This window comes from Achromobacter sp. 77, assembly GCF_020541125.1.
Lineage (GTDB): Bacteria > Pseudomonadota > Gammaproteobacteria > Burkholderiales > Burkholderiaceae_B > Achromobacter > Achromobacter mucicolens.
Genome location: NZ_CP059848.1, coordinates 1,067,409 through 1,082,213 on the forward strand (window position 1 = coordinate 1,067,409; position 14,805 = coordinate 1,082,213).

Genomic DNA, 14,805 nt, shown 5'->3' on the forward strand with positions numbered 1-14,805 from the left:
CTAGCCTTCTTGCATCAGGGTTGCAGGTGTTCCGCGACCGGGCCGAGAGCCAGCGCGGGCACATAGGTGAGGGCGCCGACCAGCAGCACGGCGCCGATCAGGAGCGTCACGAAAAGCGGGCCGGTGGTCGGCATGCTGCCGGGGCCGGCGGGGAGCCGGCGCTTGGCCGCCAGTGAGCCGGCCATGGCCAGCACCGCGACGATCACGGCGAACCGGCCGAACCACATCGCGATGCCCAACAGGACGTTGTAGAAGGGCGTGTTGGCCGACAGCCCCGCGAAGGCGCTGCCGTTGTTGTTGCCGGCCGACGAGAGCGCGTACAGGATCTCCGAGAATCCGTGGATGCCGGGATTGAGCACGCCGGCCTGGCCCGCCGCCACGGACACGGCCAGCGCCGTGCCGCCCAGCACCAGCAGCGGCGTGGCCAGGATGACGATGGAAACCATCTTCATGTCGAAGGCCTCGATCTTCTTGCCCAGGTATTCGGGCGTGCGGCCGATCATCAGTCCGGCGATGAAGACGCCCAGGATGGCAAAGGCCAGCATGCCGTACAGGCCGGAGCCCACACCGCCGAATACGACTTCGCCCAGCTGCATGAGCAGCATCGGCGACAGACCGCCCATCGCGGAGAACGAATCGTGCATGCCATTCACCGCGCCGCAGGACGCCGCCGTGGTGACCGTGGCAAAGAGCGACGTGGCCGCGATGCCCAATCGCGTCTCCTTGCCTTCCATGTTGCCGCCGAACGTCGCGGCGCCGGCTTCGACCGCCATGGGATTGGGCTGCTGCTCGAAATAGGCGGTGGACAGCGCAAAGACGGCGAATAGCGTTGTCATCGCGGCCAGGATGGCGATGCCCTGGCGCCGGCTGCCCACCATCTCGCCGAAGGTAAAGCACAGTGCGGCGGGTATCGCAAGGATGGCCAGCATCTGCAGGAAGTTCGACAGCGGCGTGGCGTTTTCGAAGGGGTGCGCCGAATTGGCGTTGAAGAAGCCGCCGCCGTTGGTGCCCAGCAGCTTGATCGCTTCCTGGGACGCGACCGGCCCCATGGCGAGGGTCTGCGTGCGCGTGGTGGCCGGGTCGGTGACCGGCGCGCCGGCCGCGTCCAGCACGGGCTGGCCTTGCGCGTCCACGCGGGGCTGGTCGTAGTGCACGGTCTCGACCGTCTGCACGGCCTGGTAGGGGCTGAAGTTCTGGATCACGCCCTGGCTGACCAGCGCCATCGCCAGCACGAGCGACAGCGGCAACAGCACATACAGCGTGCACCGGACCATGTCGGCCCAGAAGTTGCCCACGGTGGCCGAGCAGTGCCGGGCGAGCCCGCGGATCAGCGCGAACACCACGGCGATGCCGGTCGCCGCCGATACGAAATTCTGCACCGTCAGCGCCAGCATCTGCGTCAGGTAGCTCATTGTGGATTCGCCCGCGTACCCCTGCCAGTTGGTGTTCGAGACGAAGCTGATGGCCGTATTCAGGGCGGAATCGGGCGACACGGCGCCCAGGCCGGCGGGGTTCAGCGGCAGCAGCCCCTGCACGCGCTGCAGGGCATAGACGGCGGCGATGCCGACCAGGTTGAAGACCAGCACGGCGGCGGCATAGCGTTTCCAGCCCATTTCCGCCTTGGGGTCGATGCCCGCCAGCCGGTAGATGCCGCGCTCGAGCGGCCGTCCCCAGGCCGTCAGCCGCGAACGGCCGTCTTCCATCGCGACGCGGATGTAGCGGCCCAAGACGGGCGCAATCGCAAAGAGGACTGCCAGGTACAGGACCAGCAGCCCGACGAATTCGGGGGTCATCAGAATTTCTCCGGTTTGAACAGCGCGACCAGCAGGTACACGAACAGGAATGCGGCCGTCAGGCCGCTCAGCCAGTAGAGCCAGCTCATGACTGCCCTCCGGCCGACAAGGCGTCGCAGAACCGGACAAGCGCCCAGGTCAGCCCGGCCATCGCGGCAAAGAGCCCGATATAGACGAGATCCACGTTTTTTCTCCCCGGGAGGCTTGCTCCCTTCGAACAGGCCTGCGCGGCAAAAGGCGGATGCGCGCCGGGCAGGCGAGGTGACCATTGAAAACACCGGCAGGTTACGGAGCGGGGGGTAAAAACGGGGTATAGCTTGGCGGGCGGGGTGTAAACGCCGTGTAAAGAGCGGCTGGCAAGCTTCTGGCTGTCGTGCCCGGAATCGGGCATCCTGGCGTGCACGGGTTCGGACGCCGGTCGCCATCGGCCATGCTCATGAACTGAGCAGTGCTCAAGAATTAGGCCGTGCGCGGGGCGGTTTGGGCCAAAAAATCCCAATATTTAGAACGGCGGGGCCAAAATGCACTTATATGGTGCAGGGAATATGTAAATGAATGCTCCGTCTTAGGGCATTCCCCTAGTGTGGCAATCCCGCATCTGGTGCAGAATCTCTTCCCATGCAGGTGAGGAGACAAAGCCCTGCATGGGCAAATACCGGCGGCACCGGTAAATAAAAAAAGTAAAGCAGTACTCAAAAAAAGCAAACGCACAACGGCTGGCACCAGGAAGTGCCAGCCGTTGTCGCATAAAAAGCCGGCAAATCAAGATTCAGGGCTTTTCAAGCGCTGCGTTTGGCGATATTTAGATGGGACCTGCTCATCCACGCTATGCCGCAAACGCGCCTTACTCCCTCCCGGACATCCGTCACGCCTTACTGGCGCCGCAATCTGCGGCTGATCCTGCTGCTGCTCGCCATCTGGGCGGCGCTGACCTTCATTCCCTCGTTTTTCGCCAGCCGGCTCTCGTTCGACTTCATCGGCTGGCCCTTCGCCTTCTGGATGGCCGCCTATGGCGCCCCGCTGGCCTATCTGATCATCATCGCCGTCTACGCCCGGGTCATGAATCGCGCCGATGAGCGCGCCGACGAAACCGGGGAGCCGCGCTGATGCCGTTTTTCACGGGAGACACCCCCCAGGAGTTCCGCATCCGCCTGCGGCGCATCTATGTGCTGTACACGGCAGGCTTTGCGCTGATGATCCTGCTGATGGCGCTGGCCGAGATCCTGGGCATGCCGCGCAACTGGATCGGCTATGTGTTCCTGCTGGTCACCGTCAGCCTGTACGCCGGCATCGGCATTGTCTGCCGCACCTCCGACCAGGTGGAGTACTACGTCGCCGGCCGGCGCGTGCCGGCCATTTACAACGGCATGGCGACCGCGGCCGACTGGATGTCGGTGGCGTCCTTCATCGGCGTGGCGGGCACGCTGTATCTGACCGGCTATGGCGGGCTGGCCTACATCATGGGCTGGACGGGCGGGTACGTGCTGGTGGCGATGCTTCTGGCGCCGTACCTGCGCCGCTTTGGCCAATACACCATTCCCGATTTCATGGGCGCCCGTTACGGCGGCAACTTGCCGCGCCTGGCCGGGGTCTTCTGCGCCGTTCTCTGCTCGTTCACGTATCTGGTCGCCCAGATCTACGGGGTGGGCATCATCACCACGCGGATGACGGGCATTTCATTCGAGCTGGGCATCTTCGTTGCGCTGGGCGGCATGCTGGTTTGTTCGTTCCTGGGGGGCATGCGCGCGGTCACGTGGACGCAGGTCGGGCAATACATCATCCTGGTCATCGCGTACCTCGTGCCGGTGATCTGGCTGTCGGTCAAGCACACCAACATGCCGTTGCCGCAACTGTCGGGCGGGGCCGTGCTGCAGCAGGTGACCGAAAAAGAGGTCTACCTGCAGAACGATCCGTCCGAGATCGAGGTGCGCACGATCTGGCAGCAGCGCGCCGACGAGATGTCGCGCCGCCTGCAGACGCTGCCCGACTCGTGGACGCTGGAAAAAGACAAGCTGCGCAGCCGGCTGGCCCAATTGAACGCGGGCGACGCGCCCATGGTCGAGATCCGGTCGGCCGAACGCGAACTGGCCGCCTACCCGCCGACTGTCGACGACGCGCGCACCACGTGGTCGCAGGCCAAGGCGACCTTCGAGGCCCGCGCCGCGCCGCCCACGCCGCACGCCGAACCGTTCCCGGCCAAGGACCCCGAGGAACGCAGCAACATGCGCATCAACTTCCTGGCGATGGTGCTGTGCCTGATGCTGGGCACCGCGGGCATGCCGCACATCCTGATGCGCTCATACACCACGCCGTCCGTCATCGAGGCGCGCAAGTCGGTGTGCTGGTCGCTGCTGTTCATCCTGCTGCTGTACTTCATGGCGCCCGCGCTGGCGCTGCTGGTCAAGTTCGAGATCTATACCCAGGTCGTGGGCTCGAACTTCCTCAGTCTGCCCAACTGGGTGCACGCCTGGAGCGCGGTCGACACCAACCTGCTCGACGTCACCGACATCAACCGCGATGGCGTGGTGCAGCTGAGCGAAATCAGCATGGGCGCGGATGTGGTGGTGCTGGCCATGCCCGAAATCGGCGGCTTGCCCTACGTGATCTCCGGGCTGGTCGCGGCCGGCGGTCTGGCGGCGGCGCTGTCCACGGCCGACGGGTTGCTGCTGACGCTGTCCAACTCGCTTTCTCACGACATGTGGTACCGGGTCGTGTCGCCGCGCATGTCGGCCGCGCGCCGGGTGATGGTGTCCAAGATCCTGCTGCTGGTGGTCGCGTTTGGCGCGGCGTGGGTCGCGGCCCGCAAACCCGCGGACATCCTGTTCATGGTGTCGGCCGCGTTTTCGTTCGCGGCCTCGTCGTTCTTCCCGGCGCTCGTCATGGGGGTGTTCTGGCGGCGCGCCAACAAATGGGGCGCCACGCTGGGGATGGCCGCAGGCCTTGCCGTGACGTTTGCCTACATGACGCACACGCACCCGTGGCTGCGGGAATCGGTGCTGGGCATCGCGCGCACGCAGCCGGTGGACCTGTGGTGGGGCATCCAGCCCATTGCGGCGGGCGTGTTCGGCGCGCCGGTGGCGTTCCTGACGATCTTCGTGGTGTCGCTGCTGACCCCGCCGCCCGACCGGGCCACGCTGGCGCTGGTCGATTACCTGCGCAACCCGGATGCGCGGCATCCGCAGCCGGACAACAGCTAAGGAGCAGGGCAGGCTGCCGGCCGGTGGTCCTGAGGGTCGGCGCAGGCGGCCCACGCGGTGTCGGGCATGGCCTGCAACAGCGTAAGCACCTGCCCCGGCGCCCACAACCACTGCACGCCGCCAGGCGCGCGGCCCGCCGCCGCCCACACGCGCCGGCGGACGTCCGCGCTCATGTCGAAACGTCCATTTTCACCGCTGTTTCCGCTGGCCAGCACGGACTTGGGATCGCGCTTGGCCTCGTAAACGCTGGCGTCGCCGCGCGGCTGCACGATGGCCCAGTCGTAGTGGTAGGACTCCAGGGCGGGCGGCTGCCAGCCGGGGCCAGGCAGCACCCGAACCGGGTGTTCGCCCGCGACGGCGCGGTATGGCAATCCCGCCTGCGCGTCGCGCCCGTCTTCGCTTTGCAGGACCGGCCGCAGATAGCGCTGGGCGATCCCGCCTGCGGCGTCATGCACGATGACCTCGTTGGCGTCACCGGTTTCAGGCGCGTGGCGGACGGTCCGCAACAGGCGGCCGGCCGTGTCATGCACATAGCGCACCTGCGGACGGGAGGCGCCGTCGCAACTGCCGTCGGCCAATTCGGCGAGCCAGCCGTTGGCGTCATAGCGCAGGCAACGCCGGACGGGCCGATTCGCGCGGCCGTCCCAGGTGCGCGACCGCACCTCGTAGCCGATCAGCCGGCCCGATGCGTCGTAGCGAAAGCGGGTTTCGTTCTCCGGCGGCGGCAAGGCGGAATCGCGCCGCGCGCGGGCTGCGGCCACGGTGTTGGGGCTGTACTGGGCAATGCCGCAAAGATGCGGGCGACCGTCCTGGCCTTGCTCGAAACGCAGCATCGTGGCGCCAATGCGGGCGCCGGGATCGGCCGCATAGACCGACCAGTCCACGTTTTCGGCCCAGATGACCGGCACGGCGCGCGGTCCGTCGGGCACCTGGACGGCAGGCAACCAGCTGCGGATGCGTGAGCCGTCCTTGGCCAGCAGCGTGTGGGTGTCGTCGAGCCGCACGTCGGCGACAACGGTCAGCCGTTCGTTCGCGGCGAGCGGCTGGCACAGGGCCAGTGCAAGGCCGGGCGCAGCGGACATCGCGGCCATGGCGTACAGGCGCAGCACGGGCTTAGTTCGCGGCATTTTGCAGCCACGCAACGAGGCCCCAGAGTTCGGCGCTGACGCCGCCCAGCCGCAATGCGCCGTCTCGGGTATCCATCAGCAGGAACGGGTACGCGCGGCGCTCGAACGTGCCCGCGGGCGGCAGCCGGTAGGGGGTGAAGGCGCCGGACGACAGCAGGTACGTGTTGGTCATGTCGCCTACGTCCACGTGCAGGTACCAGACCGACAGGTCCTTGCCTTGGAACGCGGCATCAGATTCTGGATAGCGGCCGCCCTGGCCCGCGGGAATACCGCTGGCTAGCACACCCATGAATACGGGGCGGGGGCCGTATCGCGGGCGGTACGTGCCATCGCCGGTTCGGCGCGCGAAGGTTTCACGCAGGAAGCCGGCCGCGCGCGAGCCGGGCACGACCGACGTTTCAAACAGCGCATCGAACTGCGCTTCCGTCAGCGGGCCGGACGCCGCGGCCAGCCGGTCCATGTCCTCTGAGAAGACCGTGTACCAGGCCCGGTAGCGCTTGAGCTCGGCGGCGCGGTCAAAGCCCTGGGCCGATGCGCAGGCAGCAAACAGCAAACCCAGGCACAGGATTGCAGCAAGGGCGAGGCGTAGCAAGGTCTGCGCCAGGATGCCCCGCGTCCCCAGGCCTTGTATCCGGACGGCGGAGAACGTCGTCAATGCGAGACGGATTTGGAGAAGACGTTCATCACCACCACGCCGGCGATGATGAGGCCGATGCCGATGAGCGCGGGTGTGTCCAGGTGCTGCTTGAACAGCACCGCGCCCACGATGGAGATCAGCACGATGCCGACGCCGGACCAGATCGCATAGGCGATGCCCACGGGAATCTCGCGCAGCGTCAGCGACAGGAAGTAGAACGAAATCAGGTAGCCGAAGACGGTGATGACCGACGGCACCAGCCGCGTGAAACCTTCGGATCCCTTGAGGGCGCTGGTGGCGAAGATCTCGGCGACGATCGCCACCGCCAGGAAAAGCCACTTCATTTGCGCGGCCCCTCGGACTGGCGCAGCAGCACCAACAGGGCGCCCGCGCCGCCTTCGCGCTCGGGGGCCTCGGAGAACGCCATGACGTCGGCCTTCTGGACCAGCCACGTCCGTGCCTTGTCTTTCAGCACCGGCTCCAGGCCTTCCGAGTTGTAGCCCTTGCCGTGCACGATGCGCACGCAGCGGATGCCGTGTTCCTGGCACTCGTCCAGGAAAGACAGCAGGGCATGGCGCGCCTGCTCGACGCGCAGCCCGTGCAGATCGAGTTCCGCGCCGGCGCGCCATTGGCCGCGGCGCAGGTTGCGCGCGGTGTCGGGCGCCACGTCGCCGCGCACGAAGGCGGTGCCGCCTTCGGACAGCAGGTGCGTGATCTCGCCGCCGTCCGAGACGCCCGCGTCGGCGCGGTTGGGCGTTTCGCCCAGCGCGTTGGCGCGGCGTAGCGCAGGCGCGGGTTCGGGGGCGGGCTTGTGCTCGACACGTTGCGCGTGCCGGATCGGCGTGACGGACTTCATCGAGCGCTTGAACGCCGCCAGGTCGTCCTCGGGGGGCGACGCGGGGCGCGCGGCCGCAGCCGCCGCCGCGCGCTGCGGGGCAAGGGCGGCGCGCTCGCGTTCTTCCTGCAGGTCCTTCTTCAGGCGTTTCAGGTCGGCCACGCCGACCTTACTGCCCCGCATTCTCCAGCCACCGTTGGGCGTCCAGGGCGGCCATGCAGCCCGTGCCGGCGCTGGTGATGGCCTGGCGGTAGACGTGGTCCTGCACGTCGCCGGCGGCAAACACACCCGGCACCGAGGTCATGGTGGCCATGCCGGACAGGCCGCTCTTGGTGACGATGTAGCCGTCTTTCATCTCGAGCTGGCCCTGGAAGATTTCCGTGTTGGGCTGGTGACCGATGGCGATGAACGCGCCCGTGACGGCCATGTCTTCGGTGGCGCCGGTGTCCACGTGGCGAACACGCACGCCGGTCACGCCGCTGTCGTCGCCCAGGACTTCTTCCAGCGTGTGGAACAGCTTGAGTTCCATGTTGCCGTTTTCGACCTTGCTCATCAGCTTGTCGACCAGGATCGGCTCGGCGCGGAACTTGTCGCGGCGGTGGATCAGCGTGACCTTGCGGCAGATGTTGGACAGGTAGAGGGCTTCCTCGACAGCGGTATTGCCGCCGCCGACCACTACCACGTCCTGGTTGCGGTAGAAGAAACCGTCGCAGGTGGCGCAGCCGGAGACGCCGCGGCCCATGAAGGACTGCTCGGACGGCAGGCCCAGGTACTTGGCCGAGGCGCCCGTGGCGATGATGAGCGCGTCGCAGGTGTAGACCTTGCCGGTGTCGCCGGTCAGGGTGAAGGGGCGCTTGGAGAGGTCGACCTTGGCGATGTGGTCGAACAGCATTTCCGTGTTGAAGCGTTCAGCGTGCTTCTGGAAGCGCTGCATCAGGTCCGGACCCTGCACGCCATCCGCGTCGGCCGGCCAATTGTCGACGTCCGTGGTGGTCATGAGCTGGCCGCCTTGGGCCAGACCTGTAACAAGAACAGGGTTAAGATTGGCGCGTGCCGCATAGACGGCCGCCGTGTAACCGGCGGGGCCGGAACCGAGTATCAAAACTTTAGCGTGCGTAGGCGTGGACATGGGCAGGTATCTTTAGGGTAACGCCCAATTATAATGAGCCGCATGCCGCGTATCTCGACTGCTTCTCCGCGCGCCTCGCGCAACACCCGCAACGGACCCTCGCCGCTGCAAACGCGCATTTCCGCGTTGTTGCGTGAAGCCCGCTGGATCCTCTTTGCCGCCCTGGCGGCCTGGCTTACCCTGGTGCTCGCCACCTGGAGCGCGTCCGACCCTGGCTGGTCGCACTCGGTTCCGGGCGATGTCGTGCGCAACCAGGGCGGACGCCTGGGCGCCTACCTGGCGGACATCCTCCTCTATCTCTTTGGTTTCTCCGCCTGGTGGTGGGTCGTCCTGCTGCTTCATCGCGTGCGGGCTGGCTACCGGCGCCTGGCCGCGCAGTTGCGCGTGGCCAACAGCAAGCAACCCGAAGTGCTGCCGCGCGTTCATTGGGAAGAGGGCATCGGCTTTTTCCTGCTGATGATGGGCTCGCTGGGCATGGAAGCCCTGCGCCTGGCCAGCCGTGGCACGCATCTGCCCGGCGCGTCGGAAACGGCAAGCGGCGCGGGCGGCGTCATCGGCCAGATGCTGGCGGACCTCATCGGCAGCAGCATCGGCTTTACCGGCGCCACGCTGGCCTTCCTGGTCATGCTGGCAATTGGACTCAGTCTGTTCTTCTCGTTTTCGTGGCTGGCGGTCGCCGAGCGCGTCGGTTCCTGGCTGGAGGGCCTGGTCCGCAAGATGCGCAATTCCTACACCGCGCGCCAGGACCGCAAGGTCGGCGAAGTCGCCAAGGCCGTGCGCACCGAACAGGTGGTGGCCAAGCAGGAAAAACTGGTGCACGAGCAGCCGGTCCGCATCGAACCGGCCATCACCGTGGTGCCCAAGTCCGAGCGCGTCGAAAAGGAAAAGCAGCAATCGCTTTTCTTCCCGCCCACCGGCGGCGCCGAAGGCGATCTGCCCACCCTTGGCCTGCTCGACCCTCCCCTGAACAACCAGGAAACCGTGTCGGCCGAGACCATCGAGTTCACCTCGCGCCTGATCGAAAAGAAACTGGCCGACTTTGGCGTGTCGGTCACCGTGGTTGCGGCGCAGGCCGGCCCTGTCATCACCCGCTACGAAATCGAGCCGGCCACCGGCGTGAAGGGCAGCCAGATCGTCAACCTGGCCAAGGACCTGGCGCGCGCGCTCAGCCTGGTCAGCATCCGGGTGGTCGAAACCATACCCGGCAAGAACCTGATGGGGCTGGAGCTGCCCAACCCGCGCCGCCAGATGGTGCGCCTGTCCGAAATCCTGGGTTCGCAGACCTACCACGCCAGCCATTCGGTCGTGACCATGGCGCTGGGCAAGGACATCGCCGGCAACCCGGTGGTGGCCGACCTGGCCAAGATGCCCCACTTGCTGGTGGCGGGCACCACCGGTTCGGGCAAGTCGGTCGGGATCAACGCCATGATCCTGTCGCTGCTCTACAAGGCCGACGCCTCGCACACCCGCCTGATCCTGATCGACCCCAAGATGCTCGAAATGAGCGTCTACGAAGGCATCCCGCACCTGCTGGCGCCGGTGGTCACCGACATGCGCCAGGCGTCCAACGCGCTGAACTGGTGCGTGGGCGAAATGGAAAAGCGCTATCGCCTCATGAGCAAGATGGGCGTGCGCAACCTGGCCGGCTACAACACCAAGATCCGTGACGCGATCAAGCGCGAGGAACCGATCCCCAATCCGTTCTCGCTCACGCCGGACCAGCCCGAGCCCCTGTCGCCGCTGCCCACCATCGTGGTCGTCATCGACGAGCTGGCCGACCTGATGATGGTCGTGGGCAAGAAGATCGAAGAACTCATCGCCCGTCTGGCGCAGAAGGCACGGGCGGCGGGCATCCACCTCATCCTGGCCACGCAGCGTCCCAGCGTGGACGTGATCACCGGCCTCATCAAGGCCAACATCCCGACGCGTATCGCGTTCCAGGTGTCGTCCAAGATCGACTCGCGCACCATTCTTGACCAGATGGGCGCGGAAACCCTGCTCGGCCAGGGCGACATGCTCTACATGCCGCCCGGCACCGGCCTGCCGGTGCGTGTGCACGGGGCGTTCTGCAGCGACGACGAAGTCCATCGCGTGGTCGAAAGCCTGAAGTCGCAGGGCGAACCCAATTACGTCGAGGGTCTCCTGGAAGGCGGCCTGGACGGCGACGGCGCCGAGGGCGCCAGCAGCGTCACGGGCATCGGCGGGGACGCGGAATCCGACCCGATGTACGACCAGGCCTGCGAAGTCGTGCTCAAGCACCGCCGCGCGTCCATTTCGCTGGTTCAGCGTCATCTTCGGATTGGTTACAACCGTGCGGCACGGTTACTCGAGCAGATGGAGCAATCGGGTATGGTGTCGGCGATGCAATCCAACGGGAACCGCGAGATCCTGGTTCCCGCAGCCGCCGCACGAGAGGAAGCATGATGAAGACGTTTCAACGCCTGGCCGCCGTTGCGGTGCTGGGCCTGACTCCGGCCCTGGTCCCCGCCCTGGCGCTTGCCGCCAGCGCGCAAGAGCAATTGCGCAACTTCGTGTCCACGGTCACGGCGGCCACCGGGTCGTTTTCGCAGTACACCGTCAATGACCAGGGCCGCACCCAGCCCGCGCAGACCGGCGTGTTCTCGTTCCAGCGCCCCGGTAAATTCAAGTGGGCCGTGCAAAAGCCCTACGAGCAACTGGTCATTTCCGACGGCCGCCAGGTCTTCCAGTTCGACCCCGATCTGGCGCAGGTCACCGAGCGCAAGGTCGACGCCGCCATCGGCACGTCGCCCGCGGCCATTCTTTTCGGCTCGGGCTCGCTGGAACAGTCCTTCGACGTCAGCGCGCTGCCGGCCAAAGATGGCGTCGACTGGCTGCGCGCCAAGCCGCGCACGGCCGACGCCGGTTTCTCGCGCGTGGACATCGGCATGAAGAACAACCTGCCCGTGCGCGTGGAACTGCTCGACTCGTTCGGCCAGACCACCCGCGTCGACCTGTCGGCCATCCAGCCCAACCCGCAACTGCCCGCCAAGGAATTCCAGTTCACCGCGCCCAAGGGCGTGGATGTGGTGAAGATGTAGGGGCAGCTAGCCCGCGTTAGCGGGCGCGGCGTGGGGGCCGCCCCGCCGCCGGGCCGCCCCAAGGCGGGGCAGCCCCCTTGGGGGGCAGCTAGCCCGCGTTAGCGGGCGCGGCGTGGGGGCCGCCCCGCCGCCGGGCCGCCCCAAGGCGGGGCAGCCCCCTTGGGGGGCAGCTAGCCCGCGTTAGCGGGCGCGGCGTGGGGGCGCTTATACGCCACGCAGTCGACTTCCACCTTTGCATCCACCACCAAACTCGACTGCACGCAGGCACGCGCTGGCGGATTTGCGCCGAAGTATTCCTTGAACACCTTGTTGAACGACGCAAAGTCACGTGCGTCGTCCAGCCAGACGCCGCAGCGCACCACGTGTTCGGGGCCGTAGCCGGCTTCCTGCAGGATGGCCAGCACCTGCTGGATGGCTTTGTGGCTTTGCGCGACGATGCCGCCTTCGATGACTTCGCCGTTTTCCATCGGCACCTGGCCGGACACATACAGCCAGCCGTCGGCGGCGACGGCGCGGGCGAAGGGCATGTGCGAGCCGCCCTGGCCGGTGCCGCCGGCCACGCCGTAGCGGGTGATGCCGTTGTTGTCGGGAGTGGGGGTAGCGCTCATGAAGGATTCTCCTTGAAGTGGTCCGGGGGCGGCCGCTACGACGCGGCCGGAATGGCGGGGTAGGACGCGCGCAGGTCGCCGCTGCGCGGCAGCCAGCGGCCGGCGCGCTCGCCGGTGGCCTGGCCCTTGCGGTACGACAGGACACCATTGACCCAAACGGCCTCGATGCCCGCCGCGGTCTGCACGGGCGCGGCAAAGGTCGCGCGGTCGATGACGGTATCGGGGTTGAACAGCACCAGATCCGCGTGGTGGCCCTCGCGCACGAAGCCGCGCTCGGCAAGGCCGAAGCGCGCGGCGGACAGCCCCGTCATCTTGTGCACGGCCTGCGCCAGCGGAAACAGGCCCACGTCCCGGCTGTAATGGCCCAGCACGCGCGGAAAGGCGCCCCACAGGCGCGGATGCGGCATGGGATCGTTGGGCAGTCCGTCCGACCCCACCATCGTGAGCCGGTGCGACAGCACGCGGCGCACGTCGTCCTCGTGCATGTTGTGATACACCGCGCCGGCCGGTTGCAGCCGCTTGGCGGCCTCCAGCAGCGTGACGCCCCAGTCCGCCGCGATGGCGGCCAGCTTGCGGCGCGCCTGCTCCGGATGCGGCTCGGACCAAGTGATGTCGATATCGAATTCGTCCGTGACCTGCTTTAAGTCCAGCGTCGACGAACTGGCGGAATACGGATAGCAGTCGCAGCCCACATGCTGCATGCGCCCCGCGTTTTCCAGTGCGAACAGCACCTCTTTCGTGCGGCCCCAGTTGCCGGCGCCGGCGCACTTCAGGTGCGACACCACCACCGGCACGCGCGCGTGCAAGCCGATGTCGAAGGCCTCCTGCATGGCCTCCAGGATGGCGGCGAACTCCGAGCGCAGGTGCGTCGTGTACAGCGCACCGAATTCGTCCAGCGCCTCGGCCAGCAGCTTGACCTCGGCCGTGTCCGCTTCGAACGCCGAGGCATAGGCCAGGCCGGTGCTCAGGCCGATTGCGCCATGCGCCAGGGCGTCGCGCAGTTGGGCGCGCATTGCCAGCACCTCGTCGCGCGTCGCGGCCCGGTCCAGCCGGTCCATGTGGTTGCTGCGCAAGGCCGTATGCCCCACCAGGGCGGCAACGTTCACGGCAGGCCGCGCGGCTTCGATTGCGCGGGTGTAGTCGGCAAAGGTGGCGTAGCGGAAGTCCTCGCGCTTGCCCAGCAGGTTCATCGGATCGGGCGGCTCGCCGCGCAGCGTGACCGGCGACGCGCTGATGCCGCAGTTGCCCACCACCACGGTCGTCACGCCTTGCGACAGCTTGGGCAGCATGTCCGGCGTGCGGATGACGTTGGTGTCGTCGTGGGTGTGGACATCGATGAATCCAGGGGCCAGCGCGAGATCGGTGCCGTCGATGAGCTGGCGCGCTGGCGCGCCGGGCAGCTCGCCGATCGCGGCAATGCGGCCGCCGTCCAGCGCCACGCTGGCGCGGTATTCGGGGCCGCCGGAGCCGTCCAGGATCCGGACGTTGCCAATGAGGGTGTCGTACATCGTAATTTCCCGATCAATCGCCCAACGGCAGGCGGTTCGGCCCGCCGCGGTGTTCGTCCAGCGCCAGCTTGATCCGGCGCAGGCGTTCGCGGTTTTCTTCCTGGTTCAGCATGGCCAGTTCGGTCGACAGCAGGTCGATGGCCAGCATCATCGCGTAGCGCGAGGCCGACGGCTTGTAGATGAAGTCGGTCTCGTCGGTGCGGATGGGCAGCACCACGTCGGCCAGTTTCGCCAGTTCGGACGACGCGTCGGTGATGGCGACAATGCGCGCGCGGTACTGCTTGACGATGCGCGCGGCGCCGACGATCTCGGGCGTCAGGCCCGAGGCCGACAGCACCAGCACGGCGTCGCGCTCGTCGAGCGTGGCCGCCACCATGCGCAGCAGCACCGCGTCGCTGTAGACCGCGATGGGATAGCCCAGCCGCACCAGGCGCGACTGGACTTCCTGCGCCAGCACTGCCGACGCGCCGCCCATGCCGAAGACGTAGATCATGCGCGCGCCGTCCACGATGGACGCGGCGGCTTCGAATAGCTGCTCGGTGAACGTCGGCAGATGCGCGCGCAGGGTGCTTTCGATGTCGGCGTAGATGCGCGCGTAGAACGTGCTTTCCTCGGCGGGGGCGCTGGGGTCCAGGAAGCGGCTGCCTACCGTGCTGGCCTGCGCCAGCTTCATCTTCAGGTCGCGCGTGTCGTCGCAGCCGACGGTGCGCGCAAACCGCGAGATGGTGGCGATGCTGACGCCGGCCTTGGCGGCAAGCTGGTCCACCGTGGCGCTGGCGCTCCAGATGATGTCGTCCAGGATGGCGTCGGCAACCTTGCGTTCTGTCACGCTCAATGCGTCCCGCCGACTGCGTATCTGGAAGACGATGTCGCGGATGATGTTCATGTGTGGTTCCAGGATCAATTCGGGCG

General features: G+C 67.0%; 14 protein-coding genes. 4 read left to right on the forward strand and 10 right to left on the reverse strand.

The genetic code is table 11. The features are described 5' to 3' along the window. Nucleotides 1-14 precede the first annotated feature (14 nt). Nucleotides 15-1,793 (reverse strand): potassium-transporting ATPase subunit KdpA, encoded by a 1,779-nt coding sequence (gene kdpA, locus H4P35_RS04835; RefSeq protein WP_226848311.1) that lies wholly within the window; start codon nt 1,791-1,793, stop codon nt 15-17. Further along, on the reverse strand, nt 1,793-1,882 hold the full coding sequence (gene kdpF / locus H4P35_RS04840; RefSeq protein ID WP_056321339.1) for a K(+)-transporting ATPase subunit F: 90 nt from the start codon (nt 1,880-1,882) through the stop codon (nt 1,793-1,795). Before kdpF ends, kdpA begins: the two co-directional genes overlap by 1 nt. A gap of 739 nt (nt 1,883-2,621) precedes the next feature. On the opposite strand from kdpF, the gene H4P35_RS04845 reads away from it, so the two are divergent. Both H4P35_RS04845 and H4P35_RS04850 read left to right on the forward strand, forming a co-directional pair. Next, a complete protein-coding gene (locus H4P35_RS04845) occupies nt 2,622-2,900 on the forward strand; it encodes a DUF4212 domain-containing protein (RefSeq protein ID WP_152383586.1) in 279 nt (92 codons plus the stop codon). Beyond that, a complete protein-coding gene (locus H4P35_RS04850; protein WP_226848312.1) occupies nt 2,900-4,990 on the forward strand; it encodes a sodium:solute symporter family protein in 2,091 nt (696 codons plus the stop codon). The genes H4P35_RS04845 and H4P35_RS04850 overlap by 1 nt, the downstream gene beginning before the upstream one ends. Here the strand turns inward: H4P35_RS04850 and H4P35_RS04855 are convergent. The 5 genes from H4P35_RS04855 to trxB are packed head-to-tail and all read right to left on the reverse strand — an operon-like array spanning nt 4,987 to nt 8,718. Beyond that, nucleotides 4,987-6,117, reverse strand: coding sequence for a hypothetical protein (locus H4P35_RS04855; RefSeq protein WP_226848313.1), 1,131 nt, complete (start codon nt 6,115-6,117; stop codon nt 4,987-4,989). The genes H4P35_RS04850 and H4P35_RS04855 overlap by 4 nt on opposite strands. Further along, the gene (locus H4P35_RS04860) at nt 6,104-6,709 is read right to left on the reverse strand and encodes a hypothetical protein (protein WP_226848314.1); all 606 of its coding nucleotides are present in this window, start codon (nt 6,707-6,709) and stop codon (nt 6,104-6,106) included. Before H4P35_RS04860 ends, H4P35_RS04855 begins: the two co-directional genes overlap by 14 nt. A 59-nt stretch (nt 6,710-6,768) precedes the next feature. After that, a complete protein-coding gene (locus H4P35_RS04865; RefSeq protein ID WP_226848315.1) occupies nt 6,769-7,098 on the reverse strand; it encodes a multidrug efflux SMR transporter in 330 nt (109 codons plus the stop codon). Further along, a complete protein-coding gene (locus H4P35_RS04870) occupies nt 7,095-7,772 on the reverse strand; it encodes a Smr/MutS family protein (RefSeq protein WP_226848316.1) in 678 nt (225 codons plus the stop codon). The genes H4P35_RS04865 and H4P35_RS04870 overlap by 4 nt, the downstream gene beginning before the upstream one ends. Continuing rightward, nucleotides 7,759-8,718 carry a thioredoxin-disulfide reductase gene (gene trxB / locus H4P35_RS04875; RefSeq protein WP_056321357.1) on the reverse strand — a complete coding sequence of 320 codons (960 nt, stop codon included), beginning with the start codon at nt 8,716-8,718 and terminating at the stop codon, nt 7,759-7,761. The genes H4P35_RS04870 and trxB overlap by 14 nt, the downstream gene beginning before the upstream one ends. A 42-nt stretch (nt 8,719-8,760) precedes the next feature. On the opposite strand from trxB, the gene H4P35_RS04880 reads away from it, so the two are divergent. After that, a complete protein-coding gene (locus H4P35_RS04880) occupies nt 8,761-11,142 on the forward strand; it encodes a DNA translocase FtsK (protein WP_128827581.1) in 2,382 nt (793 codons plus the stop codon). Further along, entirely contained in the window at nt 11,142-11,777 is a 636-nt protein-coding gene (gene lolA / locus H4P35_RS04885) for an outer membrane lipoprotein chaperone LolA (RefSeq protein ID WP_056321362.1), read from the forward strand. Before H4P35_RS04880 ends, lolA begins: the two co-directional genes overlap by 1 nt. A 170-nt stretch (nt 11,778-11,947) precedes the next feature. On the opposite strand, the gene H4P35_RS04890 is transcribed toward lolA, so the two are convergent. The 3 genes from H4P35_RS04890 to H4P35_RS04900 are packed head-to-tail and all read right to left on the reverse strand — an operon-like array spanning nt 11,948 to nt 14,779. Further along, nucleotides 11,948-12,385, reverse strand: a complete 438-nt coding sequence (locus tag H4P35_RS04890) for a RidA family protein (RefSeq protein WP_226848317.1) — start codon at nt 12,383-12,385, stop codon at nt 11,948-11,950. A gap of 35 nt (nt 12,386-12,420) precedes the next feature. Continuing rightward, complete coding sequence (locus tag H4P35_RS04895) at nt 12,421-13,893, reverse strand: amidohydrolase family protein (protein ID WP_226848318.1); 1,473 nt, start codon at nt 13,891-13,893, stop codon at nt 12,421-12,423. A gap of 13 nt (nt 13,894-13,906) precedes the next feature. Further along, nucleotides 13,907-14,779 (reverse strand): MurR/RpiR family transcriptional regulator, encoded by an 873-nt coding sequence (locus H4P35_RS04900; RefSeq protein WP_226848319.1) that lies wholly within the window; start codon nt 14,777-14,779, stop codon nt 13,907-13,909. Nucleotides 14,780-14,805: the final 26 nt, after the last annotated feature.

Excerpts from the sequence above, each read along its gene's own strand:
- H4P35_RS04900 (WP_226848319.1), bottom strand. The coding sequence starts at position 14,779 with ATGAACATCATCCGCGACATCGTCTTCCAGATACGCAGTCGGCGGGAC.
- H4P35_RS04865 (WP_226848315.1), bottom strand. The coding sequence starts at position 7,098 with ATGAAGTGGCTTTTCCTGGCGGTGGCGATCGTCGCCGAGATCTTCGCC.
- H4P35_RS04890 (WP_226848317.1), bottom strand. The coding sequence starts at position 12,385 with ATGAGCGCTACCCCCACTCCCGACAACAACGGCATCACCCGCTACGGC.
- kdpA (WP_226848311.1), bottom strand. The coding sequence starts at position 1,793 with ATGACCCCCGAATTCGTCGGGCTGCTGGTCCTGTACCTGGCAGTCCTC.
- trxB (WP_056321357.1), bottom strand. The coding sequence starts at position 8,718 with ATGTCCACGCCTACGCACGCTAAAGTTTTGATACTCGGTTCCGGCCCC.
- H4P35_RS04880 (WP_128827581.1), top strand. The coding sequence starts at position 8,761 with ATGCCGCGTATCTCGACTGCTTCTCCGCGCGCCTCGCGCAACACCCGC.
- kdpF (WP_056321339.1), bottom strand. The coding sequence starts at position 1,882 with ATGAGCTGGCTCTACTGGCTGAGCGGCCTGACGGCCGCATTCCTGTTC.
- H4P35_RS04855 (WP_226848313.1), bottom strand. The coding sequence starts at position 6,117 with ATGCCGCGAACTAAGCCCGTGCTGCGCCTGTACGCCATGGCCGCGATG.
- H4P35_RS04870 (WP_226848316.1), bottom strand. The coding sequence starts at position 7,772 with ATGCGGGGCAGTAAGGTCGGCGTGGCCGACCTGAAACGCCTGAAGAAG.
- lolA (WP_056321362.1), top strand. The coding sequence starts at position 11,142 with ATGAAGACGTTTCAACGCCTGGCCGCCGTTGCGGTGCTGGGCCTGACT.
- H4P35_RS04850 (WP_226848312.1), top strand. The coding sequence starts at position 2,900 with ATGCCGTTTTTCACGGGAGACACCCCCCAGGAGTTCCGCATCCGCCTG.
- H4P35_RS04845 (WP_152383586.1), top strand. The coding sequence starts at position 2,622 with ATGCCGCAAACGCGCCTTACTCCCTCCCGGACATCCGTCACGCCTTAC.
- H4P35_RS04895 (WP_226848318.1), bottom strand. The coding sequence starts at position 13,893 with ATGTACGACACCCTCATTGGCAACGTCCGGATCCTGGACGGCTCCGGC.